Source organism: Aerococcus agrisoli (assembly GCF_003797145.1).
GTDB classification, from domain to species: Bacteria; Bacillota; Bacilli; order Lactobacillales; family Aerococcaceae; genus Aerococcus; species Aerococcus agrisoli.
Map to the genome: position 1 here is coordinate 22,656 of NZ_RKMG01000014.1, position 20,706 is coordinate 43,361.

17 protein-coding genes are annotated in these 20,706 nt (G+C 39.8%); 4 read left to right on the forward strand and 13 right to left on the reverse strand.

From position 1 onward, the window contains the following. Positions 1–54: 54 nt before the first annotated feature. Positions 55–690, reverse strand: a complete 636-nt coding sequence (ytpR, locus tag EF384_RS05395; protein WP_123780019.1) for a YtpR family tRNA-binding protein — start codon at positions 688–690, stop codon at positions 55–57. A gap of 1,104 nt (positions 691–1,794) precedes the next feature. On the opposite strand from ytpR, the gene EF384_RS05400 reads away from it, so the two are divergent. After that, a complete protein-coding gene (locus tag EF384_RS05400) occupies positions 1,795–2,139 on the forward strand; it encodes a hypothetical protein (protein WP_123780021.1) in 345 nt (114 codons plus the stop codon). Positions 2,140–2,188: 49 nt separating this feature from the next. On the opposite strand, the gene trmB is transcribed toward EF384_RS05400, so the two are convergent. The 4 genes from trmB to EF384_RS05420 form a co-directional block, all read right to left on the reverse strand. Then, on the reverse strand, positions 2,189–2,830 hold the full coding sequence (gene trmB, locus EF384_RS05405; RefSeq protein WP_123780023.1) for a tRNA (guanosine(46)-N7)-methyltransferase TrmB: 642 nt from the start codon (positions 2,828–2,830) through the stop codon (positions 2,189–2,191). Between the two features lie 65 nt (positions 2,831–2,895). Then, the gene (locus EF384_RS05410; protein WP_123780025.1) at positions 2,896–3,708 is read right to left on the reverse strand and encodes a phosphotransferase family protein; all 813 of its coding nucleotides are present in this window, start codon (positions 3,706–3,708) and stop codon (positions 2,896–2,898) included. Between the two features lie 136 nt (positions 3,709–3,844). Beyond that, positions 3,845–5,092 (reverse strand): ABC transporter permease, encoded by a 1,248-nt coding sequence (locus tag EF384_RS05415; RefSeq protein ID WP_123780027.1) that lies wholly within the window; start codon positions 5,090–5,092, stop codon positions 3,845–3,847. Next, positions 5,079–5,822, reverse strand: coding sequence for an ABC transporter ATP-binding protein (locus EF384_RS05420; protein ID WP_123780029.1), 744 nt, complete (start codon positions 5,820–5,822; stop codon positions 5,079–5,081). The genes EF384_RS05415 and EF384_RS05420 overlap by 14 nt, the downstream gene beginning before the upstream one ends. 208 nt (positions 5,823–6,030) lie before the next feature. Between EF384_RS05420 and EF384_RS05425 the strand changes: the two genes are divergently transcribed. The 3 genes from EF384_RS05425 (at position 6,031) to EF384_RS05435 (ending at position 8,078) form a co-directional block, all read left to right on the forward strand. Beyond that, a complete protein-coding gene (locus EF384_RS05425; RefSeq protein ID WP_123780031.1) occupies positions 6,031–6,465 on the forward strand; it encodes an HIT family protein in 435 nt (144 codons plus the stop codon). 2 nt (positions 6,466–6,467) lie between these two features. Continuing rightward, positions 6,468–6,830 (forward strand): YtxH domain-containing protein, encoded by a 363-nt coding sequence (locus tag EF384_RS05430; protein ID WP_123780033.1) that lies wholly within the window; start codon positions 6,468–6,470, stop codon positions 6,828–6,830. A gap of 117 nt (positions 6,831–6,947) precedes the next feature. Continuing rightward, complete coding sequence (locus EF384_RS05435) at positions 6,948–8,078, forward strand: peptidylprolyl isomerase (RefSeq protein ID WP_123780035.1); 1,131 nt, start codon at positions 6,948–6,950, stop codon at positions 8,076–8,078. Between the two features lie 856 nt (positions 8,079–8,934). Here the strand turns inward: EF384_RS05435 and EF384_RS05440 are convergent. The 8 genes from EF384_RS05440 to EF384_RS05475 all read right to left on the reverse strand — a co-directional run bounded on the left by EF384_RS05440 (position 8,935) and on the right by EF384_RS05475 (position 20,706). After that, a complete protein-coding gene (locus tag EF384_RS05440) occupies positions 8,935–10,551 on the reverse strand; it encodes a bifunctional metallophosphatase/5'-nucleotidase (RefSeq protein WP_123780037.1) in 1,617 nt (538 codons plus the stop codon). After that, on the reverse strand, positions 10,529–11,827 hold the full coding sequence (locus tag EF384_RS05445; protein WP_158607414.1) for an MBL fold metallo-hydrolase: 1,299 nt from the start codon (positions 11,825–11,827) through the stop codon (positions 10,529–10,531). The genes EF384_RS05440 and EF384_RS05445 overlap by 23 nt, the downstream gene beginning before the upstream one ends. Before the next feature lie 116 nt (positions 11,828–11,943). Further along, complete coding sequence (locus tag EF384_RS05450) at positions 11,944–13,299, reverse strand: ABC transporter substrate-binding protein (RefSeq protein ID WP_123780041.1); 1,356 nt, start codon at positions 13,297–13,299, stop codon at positions 11,944–11,946. 211 nt (positions 13,300–13,510) lie between these two features. Beyond that, positions 13,511–14,359, reverse strand: coding sequence for a carbohydrate ABC transporter permease (locus tag EF384_RS05455; protein WP_233570046.1), 849 nt, complete (start codon positions 14,357–14,359; stop codon positions 13,511–13,513). Positions 14,360–14,368: 9 nt separating this feature from the next. Next, on the reverse strand, positions 14,369–15,259 hold the full coding sequence (locus tag EF384_RS05460) for a carbohydrate ABC transporter permease (RefSeq protein ID WP_123780043.1): 891 nt from the start codon (positions 15,257–15,259) through the stop codon (positions 14,369–14,371). After that, entirely contained in the window at positions 15,256–16,290 is a 1,035-nt protein-coding gene (locus tag EF384_RS05465; RefSeq protein WP_439647010.1) for an ABC transporter ATP-binding protein, read from the reverse strand. The genes EF384_RS05460 and EF384_RS05465 overlap by 4 nt, the downstream gene beginning before the upstream one ends. Positions 16,291–16,962: 672 nt before the next feature. Beyond that, positions 16,963–17,952: a 3'-5' exoribonuclease YhaM family protein gene (locus EF384_RS05470; protein ID WP_123780047.1), complete on the reverse strand. Its 990-nt coding sequence runs from the start codon at positions 17,950–17,952 to the stop codon at positions 16,963–16,965. A 12-nt stretch (positions 17,953–17,964) separates the two neighbouring features. Continuing rightward, positions 17,965–20,706: an ATP-binding protein gene (locus EF384_RS05475; RefSeq protein ID WP_123780049.1), complete on the reverse strand. Its 2,742-nt coding sequence runs from the start codon at positions 20,704–20,706 to the stop codon at positions 17,965–17,967.

The following is a 20,706-nucleotide window of genomic DNA, read 5'->3' on the forward strand; positions in this document are numbered from 1 at the left end:
CCCCCTAGAACATATACCCTTGGCATACATCAAATTGACACTTGTCCAAGGACTTTATGCCTCAACAAATTGTTCACTATTGATTTTATCAAAAGAAGTCCCAACTGGCACGTCATTTTTGATTTCTAAAATACCTTTTCGTACATGCTCAGGATCAACACCAAGTTCAAAGGCTGAGGTCAACATACCGTAGCTAGAAACACCACGTAATTCACCTTCCCAAATAACTTGACCATTCGGCATTACAGCCCCTGGCAACGCAGCAACGACAAACATACCTTCACGGACATTTGGCGCACCACACACAATTTGGACAACTTCGTTTTCAGAAATACGCGTTTTCGTAATATGTAAGTGGTCTGAACCCTCAAGGTCTTTCACCTCTAACACTTCAGCAACCACCAAACGTGGATCATCATCAAACGGAATTGTTTCAAAACCTTGTTCATACAAAGCTTGATTAATTAAATCCAATTGTACTTGAGATAATTGCACACGGCCTTTGCCCTCAATTGGAATTAACTTAGAAATATTTTGGATGTTGTAACCCATCGTTTCTTTCGTTTCTCGATTATAAATACGGGTAACGTCACCAACAGTAGACGTAGCGATTAGATCCTTAGACAAAGTCCCCTTCGAGAACATCACCACATCTCCAACACCGTCTCGATTATAAATACTAATCCACATAGCAGTAAAAAACTCCTTTTTTTACACATTTTAAAATATATTTAATAAAAAATTACTAACATAACCAATAAAAAAGCCTAGATACAACTAGACCTGTCAGTTAGTATAAAAATGATAATATTCCTCTAAATTATATACTCTTACATAACAAAGTGCAAATAAAATAAGGATGAGAGAAAAAGCGTTCAGCCCTCAACCAGTGGAGCAAGGATGTGACAAAAGGCGTTTTAATCCAAGACACTGGAAGATTAGTGATGAGACACTCAGAGAGTGGAACGAACTAATCTGAAGTGGCATTGGATTTGCCTTTTGGAACTCAACTAGAATAGTGCCGTGGCACATGCAATGTGCCGCAAACTATTCTGAAGTGGGCAGAGGGTTGCTTTTTCGAACTCGACTTCACAGGATGAGAACGAGGGCGTTTAGACAGGTACACTGGAAGAGATGTGTAGTAGCAAGTGAAACTTGCTGCAAATATCTCTGAAGTGGAGACCTGTCTGCCCGAGCGAACTCGACTATAAGGATGAGAGAAAAAAGCGTTCAGCCCTCAACCAGTGGAAGAAAGAATGGCGCTTACGATTACAGAATCGTAAGCTATTCTGTATAAAATGGGTGAAGTTGTCCCGAATAATTGGTGGTTGTGTATAAAAATTTGAATCCTTACAGAATAACCTTTCATTCTGTAAAAAAAGGCTATGTTGACCAGAATAAAATTGGATTCTGGACAACCCAAAATTCCTTTACACAATGGGCATTTATTCTGTAAGAAAACGAAAAATCGTCCACAATAGGCTTATATTCTGGAATCACAACATCACCTCCAAATTCGATAATGCCTGAACTAGCTGAAAGGTATAGTTGCGGAGGCAACTCACCCGCTTTTCAACGATCATTTTTGAACGTAAGCAGCTTTGATTCATGAATAGTCATCTATATTGCCGTATTTTTTTATTTCAAGTATGAAATCCCGTATTTGAAAACAGGCAATAGTGCCTCATGTGTAATCACTATTATTTCCAGAAAATGATTGTTATAATAAAAGTAGTAGCAATACATCTCGACGGGTTTGCCTAATGCAAACTCAACACACAAAGGAGCGATTTCATGTCATACGAAAAATATATCAATAGACGCGACGATGTTTTATTAGCAGGATTCTTATTTGGTTGCGGCTTAGTCATTGGTGGCGTAGTTGGTGCCCTTGTCGCAGACCGTACTAAAAAAATTGATGGTAACCAAGTTTTACAAAACGCTAAAAACTTATTTACCGAACCGGGTACAATCGAAGGCTCATGGATTGAATTACAACCAATCGAAGCAGAACGTTTTGGTCAAATCCAAGAAGTGTTCTACGGTGGTATCTCTCGCACAGAAGACGGCGAACTTGTACAATATGAATTCATGGCAGACCCAACAACAGGTAACTTCCTAGACTTCTACAAATTATAATTTCAAATCAAAAAAGCATGCCGCGGCATGCTTTTTTTCGTATCATCAATTATTTGAATTTCGCTAACATGTAGTTAATGCGTGATCCACGTTGTGAGAATTTTTCTTCATACTCAGTTTGTACATTGCCTTCAATCTTAGAATTGTGCAAGTCCAAAGAGATTTCCAAGAAGTCCATGCCGTATTGAGACATGCTCGTTAATGAATACTCGAATAATCCTTGGTTGTCTGTCTTGAATTGTAATAAACCGTCTTCTTTTAAGACATGTTTATATTGGTCCAAGAAGGTTTTGAAGGTTAAACGACGTTTTTCATGACGAGATTTTGGCCATGGATCTGAGAAGTTCAAATACAATTGGTTAATTTCACCTTGTTCAAAATATTGGTCTAACTCTTTGGCGTTACCTAATACGAATCGCAAGTTCGGAATGTTTTCGTATTCTAAAACTTTTTCCAAAGCCATTACCAATACAGAATCTTGTAATTCCAAACCGATAAAGTTCGCTTCAGGATGTTGACGAGCCATTTCAATAATAAATTGACCTTTACCTGTACCCACCTCTAAGCGAATAGGTGCATCATTGTTGAATTCAGCTTGCCATTTACCCTTTAATTCTGTTGGTTCTAGTACCACATATTCTCTATGTTCTGCCATCTCATCTTTTGCCCATGGTTTATTTCTTACGCGCATAATTGCCTCCTTTTATTGTCTCTTTCATGAAAAAAGACCGGACAAGCCGATCTTTTCCTAAGCTTTTACATTTCTCGCATACCTTGAATGTAGCGATTTTGATAGATATGTTTTAATTTCAAAATTTTGTGGTTCATGGTAATCAAGCGATTTTCTCTGAAATCTTTCTTAATCATATTTAACAGATTTAACATCGAATACCATTCAATACGTAAATAAATATCATCGGTAATGCGCAAACCATACAACTCGAACCAGGCTTCCCAATTCTTGAAGTCCACATATTGGACTAACAACTGGCTGATATCCAAGATAGGATCTGCAATTTTCACCATTTCCCAATCAACCAAATACAATTGATTGTCTTCAGCTCGGATAAAATTACGGCGATTAATATCCCCATGACATACCGTTTTACGCACACCTTGCACTAATGACAAAGTATCCCACAGACAAGCTTCCACATTCGCTAGTAAGCTATGATTGGCTAAATCTTCTGGTAAATCTGTTTGGTAGTCTTGTAAAAAGCGTTCCGGTTCGTATACATCACCATCGATACGGACAAGCATATTGTACAAGTTGTCTGAATGATGGTAACGGTGCATCAACTTCACAACAGGCAGTTGACCCACTTCATAATGGCTTAAGACATCACCTGAGACCCAATCCTGAGCCGTCATCGTGTCACCATTACTCTCACGTTTTGTCCATTTTAATTTAGGCGCAAATCCTTCCATCGATAGGATGGTTAAGAAAGGAGATGAATTACGTTTTAAAAATACCCGTTCATTACTGGCATCATTGTACCCGATATAAGCTTGGCCAGTATCCCCGCCAACAGGTTCTAAGATCCAATCACGGTCATATTTGTATTCCATCTTCTTTCCCCCTCTCTTGTCCCAAATGATTGCAAAACGTGTAAATGAAAAAAGGTGACCGACTGCAAAAAGCACAGTCAACCCCTTTTATGAGTACTAGTTATTTTAGTTGGAATTAGAAATTTAGTCAACAATCTTATGCTATTCTCTTCTTTTTTTCTTTCTTGCGCATAAAGCTTGGCACATAAACAAAGATCAAGAAAAGACTGAATACAATAGAAGAAACCACCAATAAGCCTGTAAAAGTCCATGCGTGGAAAATCAGACTTGTCAATGCAAATAATACAATTTGCGTACATAATGGTTGCCACAACATCTTTGTAAAACCTGCAATCTTTTGACTATGGTCAATTGGATAGACCTGTAACAAAGTATGTTGATTCATTTTTTGCGCCAAAGGTAAGACCTGTAAATGACTAAAATATTGGATCAACAAGACCACACCTAGATTTAACCAATGATTATTGGGTACAAATGCCAAATACAAGACCCCAACCAAAGTCATTCGCATCCAAAGCGGATAGAAATCATTTGAACGCCAGAAAGCACGCGTAAACAAATACGTATATGGATTAGCATCCTTATTCGACAGGTGAATCAAGCCATCAAAATACTTACGACGTTTGCTCACAGCAGCCTCTTGCGGCATATTGATAAACAGCGCTAGCATCCGGCGAATCTGTTGTTGACGCGTTTGTTCAACCGTCACAATCTTCTCCCAATGCCATCTCGTTTTTGCCGGGTCAAAAGGACGAATCCCAAGAAAATGAATCGCCACTAGGTAAATCAAGGCAATCCCCAGACACAAATACGGTGTCACAAATGACGCCAAGAAAACCGTCAGCAAGACAATCGCATACAGCGCAAATTTATGGTTACGAATAAAGCTACTTTTGTGAAAATGCCATGACTCCATCAAAATATAGACATGTGCTACCTTGTAACAAATGAGGATGAGCGCAAGCACAATCACTTCAACGACTGAGTAACCTGCCATCACAGACAACAAGGGATACGAAGCTGCAACCATTAATAGAATAATGGCACTCGGCAAGAATAGACTACGATTTAAGGCTGGTTTAAACCACTCATTAAATTTAGATTCCATGGGTAACAAAAATACCAAGTCAGCCGGCAAGATTTGACTAGCAATCCCCGTCACAAATACGCCGACAGTCATAATAACAGACCATATCAAATGGATAGCCAAGTCTACTTGGCCGCTTGTTAAGCCGGCAACCCATTGTGAATATTGAAAACTCAAAGCCCCTAATAGAAAGAACATGACCAAAATTGCATGGTCATTGAAAATGTACTTGGCGTTCTTTAGAAATAGGTCCATACTTTGACGACTACGTCGGGTAAAAATATCAGACAAGTTCATCGTCTGCCCCCTTTGCTAATCGGATGTACAAGTCATCCAATGAAGCATCCGGCATGTCGAATTGTGCACGAATATCGTCGATGGTACCTATCGCGATTACACGGCCCTCCTGTAGGAAGATAAAGCGGTCGCAATATTGTTGTGCAGTCGCTAAGACATGTGTCGACATTAGAATCGAAGAGCCCGCCTCTTTTTTCACCTTTAAGGTCTCGATTAAATCATGGATGGCCAAGGGATCTAGTCCTAGGAAGGGTTCATCGATAACGTACAATGACGTTTCAATAAGAAAGGCACAGACCAGCATGACTTTCTGTTTCATCCCTTTAGAAAAATGAATGGGCAGCCAGTCAAGGCGGTTATCCAAGCGGAACATTTCTAGTAAGGGTTGCGCATTTTGCAAGGCAATTTCTTTGGATAAGCCATATGCCATACCCGTTAGTTCGATATGTTCCTTCAAGGTTAGGGCATCATAGAGCACAGGCATTTCTGGAATATAAGTGAAAGACTGACGGTAGTCATTCATGTCAGTATCTAGTTTATAGTCGTCAATGGTGATTTCACCCTTCATGGCTTTCATCAAGCCGATGATGTGTTTGATGGTGGTTGATTTACCCGCCCCATTCAAACCAATCAAGCCGACAATTTCGCCTGATTGAATTTCAAAGTTTAAATCGTGTAAAACGGGTTGGCTTGAATAGCCACCGGTTAAATTGCTTACTTTTAAAGTCATTACGTTCATCCTTTATATTGAATTTAGCTATCATATTTGATTGTATTGCGATTTATTGCCTACCTATAGCAGTCAATTGTTCCATACTTATGATTTATGGTAATATTAACTTAATTATAGCGTTTAATTTAACATTAATCTCTAAGAAAAGCGACGAATTCATCTAAGTCATTAGACGCGTATGAAATTTTGAAAGTGAGGAAATATCATGGATAACTGTATTTTTTGCAAAATTGCCAATGGCGAAATCCCTACAAATAAGGTGTATGAAGACGAAGTAGTCATTGCCTTCCTTGACATGAGTCAAATTACGAAAGGTCACACCCTTCTCGTACCGAAAAAACACGTACAAGATATTTTTGGTTACTCTTCTAACGATGCTGGTGCTGTCTTTAAACGTATTCCATTAATCGCCAACGCATTGAAAGAGGCTTTCCCAGATATGCAAGGTTTGAATATCTTAAACAACAACGGAGAAACAGCTTTCCAAACAGTGATGCATTCCCACATCCATTTAATCCCACGCTACTCTAAAGAAAATGACGGCTTCGGATTAAAATGGGAACCAGCAGCTGAAGGCACTTATTCTGACCAAGATTTAAAAGATATCGCAGCTAAAATCAACCAACAAATCGAGGGATAATCATGAAAAATTTTATTACTGGTATTTTATTCGGTGCCATTGCTGGTGCCGGTTATACCTTATTAAAAACACCACGCACTGGTAGTGAAAATCGCGAACGTCTGAAAAACTATTTTGACGACGTGACATACGCTGCTAACGACTTAACAGGATCAATTGCACAAGCGCAAACCGCCGTGACAGATTTAGCCCAACAAGGACTTTCATCTGCCAAAGTGGCGCGCGATGAAATCACTTTAGCTGTAAATGATTTTAACAAATCAGCTGCGCCACGCCTTTCTGAAATTCAAAAGAAAGTGGCTAAACTACAAGATGATTTGAATGCTATTGATATTCGCACAAACGACAAAGGTAATAATGAATGATTTTATTATGGAATTGTGAAGATTTCTTGACTTCTCTTGGAATCATTGTCTAAAGGTTTTTTAGTGTGCTATATTTAGAATTGTATTATTTAGACTTTGACAGGAGTGAATCAAAAAATGACTATTAGTAAGAAACTAAAACTTACTTCAATCGCTTTACTATCTACATTCGCACTAGCAGCTTGCTCAACAGGTAGCGCTGAAGGTGATGCGACTGTTGCAACAGGTGACGGCGTAGAAATTACAAATGAAGAATTACAAGCTGAATTAAAAGCAACTTATGGTAACGCAACTTTACAAAAATTAATTATGGAAGAAGTTTTTGTAGACGAGGTTGGTTCTGACCGCGCGAAAGAATTGGAAGAAGAAGCAACGACTGAAGTAGAAACATTAATCGCTCAATACGGTGATGAAGAAACATTTACTTCAGTACTTACATCATCTGGTTTCACTTCTCGTGACGACTATGAACACCAAGTTTACTACTACAAATTAATGAGTGAAGCTGTTTCTAAATACATCGAAGTTACAGATGAAGAAATTCAAACAGCTTACGATGAATATGTACCATCATTCACTGTATCTCATATCTTAGTTGCTGATGAAGAAACTGCCAATGACCTAATTGCACAATTAGACGACGGTGCTGACTTCGCAACATTAGCTGAAGAAAATTCAACTGATACTGCATCAGCTACAAACGGTGGTTCATTAGGTGAAGTGAATGCTGATTCTGGCTTAGATGAAACATTCTTTGCTGCAGCTTCTGACTTAGCCGAAGGTGAATACACAACGACACCCGTTGAAACTGACTACGGCTTCCATATCATCAAAATGGACGAAAAACCTGAAAAAGGTAGCTTAGAAGAAGAAACTGATCAATTGAAAGAATCTATCATCTCTGAAAAATTAACTGACTCTACTTTAGTAGCTGGTTTAGTTTCAGACATTATGGTAAAACATAACGTTGAAATTTCTGATGAAGATCTTAAGACTGCATTAGATGATGTAATCATTACTGATGAAGAACAAGCATCACTTGATTCAGAATCTGAATCTGCTGCCGCTGCAAGTGAAGCTGCTGCTTCTGAGTCTGCTGCTAGCGAATCTGCTGCATCTTCAAGTGAAGCATCTTCTAGCTCAAGCGAAGAAGAATCTAGTGCTTCAGAAGAATCATCTTCTACAACTGAAGAAAGTTCATCTGCTGCATCTGAAGAAGCAAGTTCATCATCTTCAGAAGAAGAATAATCAAACATTTACAGCCACTCGATTTCATCGAGTGGCTTTTTTATTAGAATGATAAGGTCTTTGAATAGTGAGTTGCTTGTTTTTGTTTCTTTGTGTTTATCCAACATAAAATAGACGAAAAACGAAAACCAGGACGGGTTGTGCTTATATTTATTAGGAAAATTGAAAAGCAAAACACCCTGAACTTTTCACTTCCAAAAGAAGTGAAAGTTTAGCTATCTGTCTGACTCATTTTTTGTCATTCTTGAAACCAGAGACCCTTGAACTTTTCATTTTTTGGTTATTTTGTATTTCATATATACAATCCAAAAATAGGCGAAAAAATGTGGTACTTCAGCGTGCTGCTCAGACAAATACGGCTTAAAAATCAAAATGAAAAGAGGGCTTGGGCCCTCTTTTTTCCATTATGAGAAAACATCCACCAAGTTTAGATGCCTATTCCTGGTCGCGGAACTACACTTCTTCTATACTAGTTCTCCGAGATAGACTTCTTCCTTACAGTGTAGCTTCCATCATTCAATTACTAAAATCTACCGTATGACGATGATGTAATTATTGAATGGATGTCCATTCAATAATATTTCGTGTTTTTGTATTGAATGAGTTTCCATTCCATACGATTTGCTACTTTTTGTATGGAATGAACTTCCATTCCATACACTTTTCCGAACCTTTATTGAACCAGAGTCTATTCCATACGAATTGCCAATTTTGTATCGAATGAGTTTCCATTCAATACAATTTCCCGCTTTTTGTATGGAATGGCGCGCCATTCCATAATTTCCTTATTTATATCGATACAACAGAAAAAAAGTGGCTGGTAATCGACGGATTACCAGCCACTTTTGCTTTCTAATTAATAATATTCAGATCCATTTACAACACGGAAGTTATTGTTACAGGTTGCTTCGACACCTTTAAAGATTTGCATATAACGTGCGATTAAGTGATTCATTTCGAAATTCACTTCACGTATGATTTTTGATTTATCAAACATATGATAATCACCACCACCGATTGCACGGTATTGGTTCAAGGTCACTTCAAATTCAGCTTCCAAGTCCATTGGGGCATGATGGAAGTGCAACTTCACAATCCGTTCGCCTTTTGGTCTAGAAACGTCTACAACATATTCAATACCCTCATACATGTCATAGTTATATAGTTTTGGCTTAGGATACATCCAACTCGGTGACATGATGATATTACCTGCCTCATCCAACATGAAAAACTCAGCTGATTGCTCTAAGGCTGCTTTGATCTCCGCCCCTGTCAACTTGACTACAGCCAAGGAATTGGGGAAAGGATAGTTATTCAAAATGTTACGGATGGTCACATCTTCGGGGAAACCTTTTGCATCATTGTTGAATAATGACGTTCCCGCAATTTCCGTTTGACCAAAATAGTTTTGGACACGGTTAATAAATTCCACATAAGGATGTTCATTGATACGCGCTTGTTCAACGTCATCAATAGTCATATCCCCGTGTACTTTACCAACAGGTTCATCTAGCCAATCTTCAATTGCATCATTTAGGGCTTCTAGATCGTCAATATCATCTAGTATACCCGTTTCTTCTGTTGTTTCAATCAACTCTGGCTGTGCATCCACCAAAGTCCAAGAATCATCGCCGTCATATTTATTGAATTGCAAGCTAACTTTACCTAAATAACGCCCTTTATCCCCTGGCATTAAAACGGCAACGCCATCAATCATACGGGAAATGACATTATGCTGGTGACCAGTTAATAACACATCGATGCCTTCAACCTCTTTAATTAAGGCGTAACCTTCGTTCTCACCTTCATTAATATCGGTCATTTCTAAGGTATCCAGGTCACGCTCAAAACCACCATGATAAGCGACAACCACGGCATCGGCTTGTTCGCTTAACATAGGGACGTATTCTTTGGCGGTCTCCACCGCAGATTTGAAAGTCAGGCCTTTGATATTTTCTGGATGCTCCCAATGTGGAATGTATTGTGTTGTTAAACCTAATACTGCAATTTTCACACCAGAACGTTCGAAAATTTTGTAGGCCGGACCAAAAGCTGGTTCGCCATTTTCGTTCAAAATATTGGCACAAAGGACTGGGCCATTAATCTGTTTATAGCCTTCTTTCACATATTCTTGACCATAATTAAACTCATGATTGCCCGGGATAGCCGCAGAGTAACCAAGACGGTTAAATAAGCCTGCGATTGCACTGGCTGATTGCATTTTGGTATGTAAATAATGTGCTAGAGGCGAGCCTTGAATTGCATCACCGTTGGAAAGCAAAATGGTTGAATCTTCTGGTAATGCTGCTTTTTCATTGATGTAATTATTTGCTACTTTTAACCAACCGAATGGCTTATTTTCGTTTCTAGACATATAGCTAGTTGGAAAAATATAGCCATGCATATCACTCGTTTCGAATATCGTTATCGTCTTAATAGAAAGCCACCCCTTAAACTTTATAACTTTTCCCATATTCAGGATGGAAAACTTTTAATCCTAAATTTGTTAATATTTTACCATAATTGTCTGGGTGGAACGTATGCCAAGGGACGATTTTATCACTTTTAATTTGTACTGCTACCCGCAACAAATCGTCTTTCGACGCATGACCACTCACCCCAAATGGAATATAGGGAATGTCTAATTCTTCAAGGAATGCAATTAACGTGGCGTAAGTTGGCATGTAAGCGCCGATTGGTTCCCCATTTGAATGCAAATATACTGCCGGTTTTAACGTTCGTAATTGTTCTAAGTAATCAAAGGAGTTCTGGATTATATAGTTTTCAGGATTTTCAATAATTTCTGAAATGGCAAGCGTTTGCATTGTATCTGTACAATATTGTTCCAAATCCTCGTCCTTATTTTGATCTACTAAGATATATAATTTTTCATTTTTATAAAATTGTCCGTACACATGTGCGTATGCCGGCTCAAAAACAAAGTGTCTACCTGCAGCTTCAGCAACCTGGACTAAATGGTGCATGCGTTCGATATTACGTAGGTAGGGGTTGACGGCAATGAGCTCGTCAGCATACTCATGTAGGCACTTTTCAAAGATGTCTAAGAGGTCCGCTTCCGAGTTGATTCGGTCTTCTTCCACGTCGAAGGAGAAGGCAGTCCCTTCAATAAACACATAGTTAGGGGCAAAGGCGTTGATGGCATTGATAAGGTTTTGGACTTGGTCCTCGTGGTAACCCGTAATGCGAAAATCACCCGAATGGACAAATTTGGCATCCGGCGTTTCGATAAAAATACCCGCAATGCCCACGATGTCATGGTCTGAAGCTTGCATCGTTACCTTGATATCGCCAATGGCTACGGTTTGACCGTAATCAAGGCCAATGAGCTTAGCTTGTGGTGCCACTTCATCCCCAACTTGAATCAAGGCTTGGTATAAGCGCAATGAATCGTTGGTCATGTAGACATCGGTATTGGCAGGTAGGAATTTTAAGCCACCCATATGATCAATGTGTAAGTGTGAGATAAAAATGGCCTGATGTGGATATTTGCCTTCGATGCCGTCTAGGGTCACAGTTTGGAAGCCTTCCGTATCAAATACACCGGGAATTTGCGGTAATTTTCCTTCTAGCAAAGTAGTTTCCAAAAGACTCAGATTGGCTTGTGGCACATCCTTATTGGAACCACCTGTCAAACCAAAATCACACAAGACACGTGCTGTTTCCGTTGTTATTTCGACGATGTTGCCGCCGATTGTTTCTAATCCGCTCCATACTTGAAAATTTGTCATGGACATATCCCTTCTAACATCAAAAAAGACGACCTTGTTTATTTGCCGACCATGCTGGCTGCGCAAACAATAACAATGATCGCCCTTTTCTCAACAGTTATTCCCTTTAATTGCTACTAGTTACCTGCTACTAATTCTTCTGTTTGACTTTGTAAGTTATCTAATACGGTTTGTGGATCTGCACCATTTACCGCGATTTCTTCCATAGCTGCTACCATGTTGTTACGGAATTCACCGTAGCCAACGAATGTTTCAGAAGAAGTACCGTATGGTAACTCTTTCGTTGCTGCTACATATTGTGGGTTTTCTTCTAAGTATGCTGCATAGTTTTCATCTTCTAATGCTGATTCACGTACTGGTAAGTAACCAGTTTCTTGTGCCCAGAAAGCTGTGTTTTCTGGCTCTAGTAAGAAAGTGGTGAAGGCTAAGTAACCAGCTGTTTCTTCTTCAGAAGCGCCTTGGAATAAACCTAAGTCGTTACCAGCGAATAATGTTAATTGTGTATCGTTCAATGTTGGGATTTCAGCTGTTGACCAGTTGATACCTGATTCTGCGGCACCTTCTTCAACGAATCCCATACCTGCTGATGAACCGATGTATAAAGCAGTTGCACCGTTGGCAAATGGTGTAGACATGTAACCATCTTCACCAGCTGTACGTGCATAGCCTTTTTCTAATGATTCTTGGATAATGGTTAAGGCTTCAACCGCAGCTTCATCGTTTACTGAAACTGTGCCTGCCTCTGGATCGATGAAATCAGACCCGTTTTGGCGAGCCATAGTTTCCCATTCCATTTCAAAGCCGTTTTCGAAGCCCATTGCATAAGCTTCGTCGCCGGCAGTAACCATTTTTTCACCTAAAGCAGTCACTTCTTCCCAAGTAGTTGGAACTTCTACACCATATTCATCCAATAAATCTTGGTTGTAGTACATCACACGTGTTGATTTAGAGAATGGCATTGCGAAACGTTCGCCGTTGAATTCAGTTGAACCCCAGAAACCTTCGTATACATCATCAATCGCATCTTGTTCAAAGCCTGCTTCTGCTAACATATCGTCAGTAATTGGTGTTAATAAGTCATTTGATGCATATTCCACTACATCTGTTGCTGTTAATTGTGACAAAGTAGGTAGGTCGCCAGAAACAGCTGCTGCTGTCACTGATTGTGCCAAAGTCGTATAGTCACCTTGGTTTTGCTCAACTACGGTGTATTGATCTTGAGATTCATTAAATTTTTCTACTAAAGTGGTTAACGCTTCCCCTTGTGGACCAGACATTGCATGCCAGAAAGTTAATTCAACTTTTTCGCCGCTTGTTGAAGATGCTTCTTCTGATGTTGATGATGTTGCATCAGAACTAGTATCTGAACTAGCTGAAGATTCACTTGATGCGCCGCTACCACATGCTGCTAACAATAAACTTGCAGATACAAGACCTAATCCAGCTTTTAACCATTTTGCTTCTAATTTCATTACTTTCTTCTCTCCTTATTATTTAACCCTTTAAACATCAATTGAGACGCCAAACTTAAATAAATATTCGTGCTGGGGTGAAAAAGACGCGGCTCACACAGACTGCTTGCAGTCTAAACCTTGCATCCGTCCCCCAACTCCAAACCGTAACCGACAAGACCAACGTTATGCTCTCTGACACAACCACCCCCTTTCAATGACGTTGCGATGCCTAACCCTTAATACCAGTATTTGAAATTCCCTTGATGATATATTTTTGTAAGAACAAGTAGACAATGATCATTGGTAAAATGACAATCGTCGCCGCGGCCATGAGTAAGGCAAAATAGGTGCCCGCCTCCGTCGTGAACGCTTGTAGTCCAACCGGCAAAGGACGCAAGCTTGTTTCATTTGTGACCATCAACGGCCACATGAAGGAATTCCATGAACCAATCATTTTTAGAATAATCACTGTGACAATAGAAGACTTTGACATAGGCACTAATATTTGCCATAAAAAGCGCCAGTCACTAGCTCCATCAACTTTAGCCGCATAATAAAGTTGCTTAGGCACAGCTTCAAAGTTTTGTTTTAGCATGAATACTGAAAAGACACTGGCCAAGAATGGCACAATCATCGCCCAATAGGTATCAATCATACCCAACTTGGACAAGGTTAAATAGTTGGGAATCATCAGTAATTCAAATGGCACCATCATGGTTGCAATCAACACCGTGAACAAAATATTTTTGCCGAAAAATTGTAACTTAGCAAAGGCGAAAGCTGCTAGGATACTCGTCACCACTTCACCAAAGGTCGATGATAAGGTAATAATCAAAGAGTTGATAAAGTATCGACCAAAGGGGGCCATGGATAAGGCGGTTTGGTAGTTTTCCCATTTGAAATCTTCCGGCAACCAAACCGGTGGGATAGCCAAGGTTTCCCCTGTCGTTTTCAAAGATGTCGATACCATCCAAAAGAATGGCAGCAACATGGATAAGGCGCCGATGGCCAGCAAGATGAAGGAAATCAATTGACCACTGGTAAATTTTGCTTTGCTTGAATGTGTATTTTTCCCCATGATATCCTCCTATCTACTTGCCATATAGCGATTCACAGCCATTTGCAGCAAGGTGAAAATTAATATAATCAGGAAGAGTACGATACCTGCAGCCGAAGCCACAGCATATTGACTCTCTTCATAGAATTTTTGGAAAATGTAGTAAACCATTGTGAGGGCTGAATTCGTTGGACCAGGTCGTCCATTGAATAAGGCATAGACTTCATCAAATGCCTTAAAGGAATTGATCACACCCATAATGGATACAAGAAACATGGTTGGGCTTAATAAAGGCAAGGTGATATTGGTAAATCGTTGCCACGGACCTGCACCATCTACCTTAGCTGCCGCATAATATGTATCTGAAATATTATTTAGGCCTACCAAGAAAATAACTATGTTAAAACCTAAACCTTTCCAAATCGACATAATCACTAAAGCCAACATGGCATATTTCGGATCTTCGATAAAAGCAATGGCTTCTATCCCAAACATCGATAGGAAATAATTGATCAATCCGTACTCAGAATGGTATAACCAGCGCCAAACGATTGATACCGCAACCGTTGACGTCACAAAAGGTAAGAAATAAATCGAACGGAAGAAACTCGATAATAATTTAATATTATTGAGTAAGACCGCAATCGCTAGTGAGATGGCTATTGAAATAGGTACCACCCCTAGGACGAAAATAAAGGTATTTTTGATAGCTAACCAAAAATCCGGGTCTTGGAAAATTTCCATAAATGGACCAACTCCATATTCCTTCACCTCTTGCGTGTAGAAATTGTAGTCCTGCCACATACTCATTTCAAAAGACCGGAAAATAGGATACAAATTAAAAATCCCGATAATCACTAACATGGGTAACAAATATAGATAAGCCTTCAAGCTCGATTTCCATGTTGGCTTCTCAATCATTGCCCTTCACCTACCTCAAGACGTTGCCCCTTGTTATCAAAGAATAAAATGTCGTCATGATGGATACCTAAGGCAATTTGATCCCCAATTTTCGGTGCCAAGGCTTGGTCTGTCACAACCACTTCCTTGCGCCCATCTGACACATGAACCGTCACGTCTTTGCCGACATGCTCCACCATGGTCACCTGTCCTTGGAAAACGCCCGCTGTTTGATCAACTTCCGCCGGTAAAATAAATAAATCTTCTGCCCGTAAGCCCACGCTGGCTGGTTTTTGCCTATTTCTTTCTTGGGCAAAAAGTGCGAACAAGTCCGAATATTGGTCTGCCTCAAGCATGTTAATGACTGGTGTACCAATAAACTCCGCTACGAATCGATTACTAGGTTCAGCGTATAAGGACACTGGATCGGTATACTGCTGAATTTGACCGCCATTTAAGACCATTACCTTATCTGAAATGCTCAAAGCCTCGGCTTGGTCATGGGTAACAAAGACAGTGGTAATCCCTGTTTCTAATTGTATGCGTCGAATTTCTTGGCGCATTTCAATTCGAAGACGAGCATCTAAGTTGGACAATGGTTCATCCATTAATAAAATAGACGGCTTCTTAGCTAGGGCACGGGCAATCGCCACTCGTTGCTGTTGGCCCCCAGATAGTTCACCTGGCTTCTTCTTGATATGATCTTCAATTTTTACTAATTTGGCTAATTCCAAAGCACGTGCTTTGCGTTCTGCTTTGGGCATTTTCGCCATTTTTAAAGGAAACATGATATTGTCTAAGACTGATAAATGTGGATATAAAGCATAGTTTTGGAATACCATTCCCACCTTACGTTCGACTGCATCTTTACTAGTAACGTCTTCGTCATTAAAGTAAATTTTGCCATCACTTGGGAAAATAAGCCCTGAAATCAGCATCAGTGTAGTGGATTTACCGCAACCACTTGGGCCCAGGATTGACACAAGTTGTCCTTCTGGTATCTCAAAATCGATATTGTCTAATACATTCTTTTGCGTGTCATCATAGCGCATTTGCACATTTTCAAACTTTACTTGCACCCTCGTCACCTCTTAAATTTAATCCGCTTCATTTTGTAGGCTGCGAAAATGATTGGTCAACCAACCCCTTCGCAGTAGTTCAGAATAACACCCCAATATTAATAAGCCGTAAATCTTCAATTTTATTTTTGTAAATGTTCATTTACATAAATAAAATAAAGTCTGCTAAGTTGATAGTCATAGGCTTTCAAGGTGAGGGGAAATTTAAAAATTTTCATGCTGGCTTAGGAATCTCCTGCTAACCTTGGTGAATGTTTTCATTTTGGTGTTTTTGAGTACTTGTTCGTATGAGGATTACACTGGTCGAAAGTATTTTGTCCGGCTTGTTGGGGATTGTATATATGAAACGCCATATAAACGATATATGGTTACTTGAGCGGGCTGTGCTTTCAAAAATGAGAGTTATTGCGTTTCACAGAGGGCTGAACTTTTCACTTCAAAAAAAGTGAAAAGTTCAGAGCGTTTTGCTACTCAATTTTTCTCATAAATATAAGCACAGAACCTTCTGGTTGTCATTTTTTGGTTATTTTAATCGAGATATACACAATCTCGGAAATCTATACAAAAATCCACTTCAAAATCCATATCATGCCCACACAAAAAAGGCTGGAACATTTACTGCTCCAGCCTTTTTAAAGAATATATTTATTCGAATTCAGCTAATGCGTCTTCATTTTCGGTTACTGCATTAAATTTTGGTTTATAGAAATTACGGTTGTCTAGTCCAAAGATGCGGGCTGAGAATTCACCTGGTTCGGTATGATCTAAAGCAGTCATCATCATTTGGATGGACGCGTCTAAGTTATCAATGTGATGTAACACTTCTGCTTCTAAGATATGTGGATTCACCGGGCTGCCCCATTCTTGTTTACCATGGTGGGCAAGCACCATATGTTTCAACAAGACCACTTCTTCTTGATGTTGATCAATTTCAAGCTCGTTTACTGCTAAGGTAATCATTTCGTCGATGATTGAGATATGACCTATCAAGTTGCCTTCTGTAGAATATTCAGTCGACATGGGATCGGTAAATTCGACTGTTTTTCCAACATCATGCAAGAGCACACCGGCATATAAGAGGTCTTTATTGATATTGGTATATTGGTTGGCAATGGCTTGGGCTAGGCGCAACATGGAAATGGTATGGAAACCTAAGCCACCAACAAAGGCATGGTGGTTTTTCTTCGCAGCTGGGTAAAGGAAGAAGTCTTTGTGCACATTATTCAAGATTTTGCGTACGATAGCACTAATGACTGGATTTTGGAAACCCGCTACGACTTCTTTAATTTCCTCTTTCATCTCTGCATCGGTCATCGGACCTTGTTCGACATAATCGCTCGGATTATTTGGTTCTTCATCTGTCGCTAAACGAATGCCTGTAATGCGGACTTGCGGGGTCCCGTTGTATAATTCACGTTTCCCAGCTAAGCGAACCACATTACCACTCGTGTATTTCGCGATATCTTCTTCTGTTGCGCCCCAATATTTACCGTCGATTGAACCGGATTTATCTTGGAAAGTGAAGGAGATGTATTTCTTGCCATTTCTGTCTTCTCGGATTTCTGCGACCTTAATCAAAAGATATAGGTCGAAGTTGTGGTCCAAGGCTACATCAAAAATTTTTAAATTATCCATTATATTTCCCTTCTAGAGCACATGACGTGCTGAGACATCAATTTCATCTAAAAGCCCTTCATCTACTGTGAAGTAAATGATTTGATGCGATTGTGCGAATTTTTGTAGGAAGCGGTAAATGTTGCTGCGGTATTGATGGTCAAGATGTGAGAAGGCTTCGTCGATAATAATTGGCAATTCAATGTTACCTAATTGGGCATCGATAAAGGCAAAACGCATGGCCACGAATAGAATCACTTTTTCACCACGAGACAATTGGTTAACTGAAATAACCTCATCCTCTGCTGTGATGACATCCATCCCTTCATCCGCGTACGTTAATTTAGTATATTTCCCATTTGATAAATCTAAAAGGAAACGAGAAGCGTTAGTTAACACGCGTTCTTTCACATCTGTTGATTCACCAACAGTTGCCTTTTCAAAGGTCGCAATCGCTAATTTATTGGCTGCCCAAGCAACGGCTAACTCATAGGCTTCATCCACTTTGGCTTGGTATGCTTGTAACAACTGTGGCGCAATGCCGTCGTTAGCAATCTCTTGGATTTGACTGCGTTTATCAGCTGTAGAACGCGTCAATTGACTGATTTCTTCTTCCATATCTTGGATATTGGTTTTCAATTCAGTTAATTGTGCTTCAACAGGTTGATCTTGTTGTAAGTAAATCGCTAAGTTTAAGTCCAAGTGATTCGCTAAAATATCATGACGGTTTTGTTTTTGTTGCATTTGATTTTGACGATCGATGGCCGCTAATAATTCATCACCAGATTTGAAGTTGTATTGGTCTAAAATACGTTCTTGATCAGCTTTAATCACTGACAATTCAGACTTCACTTGGTCACGACGGTTAGCACGGCTTTGTTCTTCGTATGTCGCGTAATCTTGGTTGGCTTGTTGACGACGAATGGTTAAATAATCATCTTCAAATTGTTGGAAGTAATCTTCCTCACTCAAGTCACCTTCATTTAATTGCGCTACATAGTCAGCCCATTGATCTTCATGAGCCTTCCCAAAGCTCGAAACGCCAAGCGCCATTTCCAATTGTTGGATTTTATTATCCAAATTGAAAATTTCATCGACATAAGCATCTTCAAGCCAAACTTCTGTTGAAATGTTTGGAGCTCCGCCCTTTTCAACCAGTAAAGTGTCTAACTCATCAGCCATTTCATTAAACTCTAGGTTTAATTTTTCCAATTGCTCTTCATGCACGACTTTATCGCGTTGGACTTCATTTAGCTCTGACTCGATATCATCAAGGTCTAAGTCGTAGGCCTCTAGACGGTTTTCATAGCGTTTGGTCGCTGCGCCCTGCATCATCAAACCAATTAGCAGGATCACGATACCAATGATGGTGGCCACCACGCCGGCGCCAAATAGGAAGGTCGTTGACGTAATAAAGTAAGCAATCAGCATCAATAAGCCCAGAACCGTCAAGACAATCCCGAAGTTACGGACCAGGTTTTCACCCTGTTTACCCGTTGCGACTAATTTTTCCCGTTCCGCCGCTAGCTCGTCAAATTCCTTTGTTAAATCCGCTTCACGTTGGTCCAATTGCGACATATCGCTTTGGCCGTGATTGTAAAAAATACGTTTATTTTCTAAGGCTTTGTAGCGTTGTTGCCAATGGTTACGCTCGTCATCGGTTAGTTCTTCTGGTAACTCGTCAACCGCTGAAGCCCCCAATAATTCCATCAAACGTTGTTTTTCATAGCGACGTTCAATCAGGTCTTGGCTCAAATCTTCATTTTGACGCAAGCGGTCTCTAAAGGCACGTGCCTCTACAACCATTTGCTCACTTACATTCGGATGATTTTGAATCCATTCCATTCCTAAGTTTGAAGAATTCACAGACTCTTCCGGATTTTCTGGCAAACCTTCAGATAACTCAGCCAATTGTTGGCTCAAGTGGTCGATTTGGTGGTCAGCTTGTAACCATTTGTTGGCCAAATCAGGTTCAAAGTCCACAAAATCAAAGGCTGCTAATTCATCGTGCAAACGTAGGTATTCGTTCATCGATGTCGATTGTTGGTTGGCCAATTCTAGTTGGATTTCACCATTGGTCGCATCTTTTAAGTTGCTACGTAAGCGGTCCAGACGGCTTGATTCTTTTTCATAAGCCTGACGTAATTCGAAATAAGCTGCTTCTTTATCTTGGGCTTTAATTAATTTTGCTTCCGCATCCTCAATATCTTGCAGTTTGCGATTCAAAGCTGGGTTCTTCCCATTTGGTTTGTACAGATCATCTGCTTGTTTGGCAATGGCCGGTGTGATTTCCGTCAAGACTTGACGACCAGACATCCCAATACTCATTAAGCTTTTTGAGAAATCTTCTTCATCATCCCAGATGAAGTCCATTAAATCATCTTCAGAAAAACCAAAGTAAGCTAGGTAATCTGTTTTCGTCAAATCGTTCCATAAAAATGAAACATCATTGGTTGTTTGTTTTTCTTCACCATTGATGGTGTAAGACAGATTTTGTTTACCATTGGTTTTGGTACGTTCAATCATCACATCGCCATAGCGTGTGTTGGTTAGATACAAACGCCCACCATAACGGGCATTTTCGTTGGTATCGTAGTTACGTGTGTTTTTACGGCGTACATTGGGAAAACCAAACATAATACTTAATAAAAATGACATGAGGGTTGTTTTCCCAGACCCGTTAAGACCGTTAAATACATTTAAATTTGGCGTTAATTGAAAAGATTGATCCACCCATTTCCCATAGCCAAATATTTCAAATCGTTGAATCTGCAT

Coding starts and splice junctions, on each gene's coding strand:
- ytpR (WP_123780019.1), bottom strand. CDS start 690: ATGTGGATTAGTATTTATAATCGAGACGGTGTTGGAGATGTGGTGATG.
- EF384_RS05400 (WP_123780021.1), top strand. CDS start 1,795: ATGTCATACGAAAAATATATCAATAGACGCGACGATGTTTTATTAGCA.
- trmB (WP_123780023.1), bottom strand. CDS start 2,830: ATGCGCGTAAGAAATAAACCATGGGCAAAAGATGAGATGGCAGAACAT.
- EF384_RS05410 (WP_123780025.1), bottom strand. CDS start 3,708: ATGGAATACAAATATGACCGTGATTGGATCTTAGAACCTGTTGGCGGG.
- EF384_RS05415 (WP_123780027.1), bottom strand. CDS start 5,092: ATGAACTTGTCTGATATTTTTACCCGACGTAGTCGTCAAAGTATGGAC.
- EF384_RS05420 (WP_123780029.1), bottom strand. CDS start 5,822: ATGACTTTAAAAGTAAGCAATTTAACCGGTGGCTATTCAAGCCAACCC.
- EF384_RS05425 (WP_123780031.1), top strand. CDS start 6,031: ATGGATAACTGTATTTTTTGCAAAATTGCCAATGGCGAAATCCCTACA.
- EF384_RS05430 (WP_123780033.1), top strand. CDS start 6,468: ATGAAAAATTTTATTACTGGTATTTTATTCGGTGCCATTGCTGGTGCC.
- EF384_RS05435 (WP_123780035.1), top strand. CDS start 6,948: ATGACTATTAGTAAGAAACTAAAACTTACTTCAATCGCTTTACTATCT.
- EF384_RS05440 (WP_123780037.1), bottom strand. CDS start 10,551: ATGGGAAAAGTTATAAAGTTTAAGGGGTGGCTTTCTATTAAGACGATA.
- EF384_RS05445 (WP_158607414.1), bottom strand. CDS start 11,827: ATGACAAATTTTCAAGTATGGAGCGGATTAGAAACAATCGGCGGCAAC.
- EF384_RS05450 (WP_123780041.1), bottom strand. CDS start 13,299: ATGAAATTAGAAGCAAAATGGTTAAAAGCTGGATTAGGTCTTGTATCT.
- EF384_RS05455 (WP_233570046.1), bottom strand. CDS start 14,359: ATGGGGAAAAATACACATTCAAGCAAAGCAAAATTTACCAGTGGTCAA.
- EF384_RS05460 (WP_123780043.1), bottom strand. CDS start 15,259: ATGATTGAGAAGCCAACATGGAAATCGAGCTTGAAGGCTTATCTATAT.
- EF384_RS05465 (WP_439647010.1), bottom strand. CDS start 16,290: ATGCGCTATGATGACACGCAAAAGAATGTATTAGACAATATCGATTTT.
- EF384_RS05470 (WP_123780047.1), bottom strand. CDS start 17,952: ATGGATAATTTAAAAATTTTTGATGTAGCCTTGGACCACAACTTCGAC.
- EF384_RS05475 (WP_123780049.1), bottom strand. CDS start 20,706: ATGCAGATTCAACGATTTGAAATATTTGGCTATGGGAAATGGGTGGAT.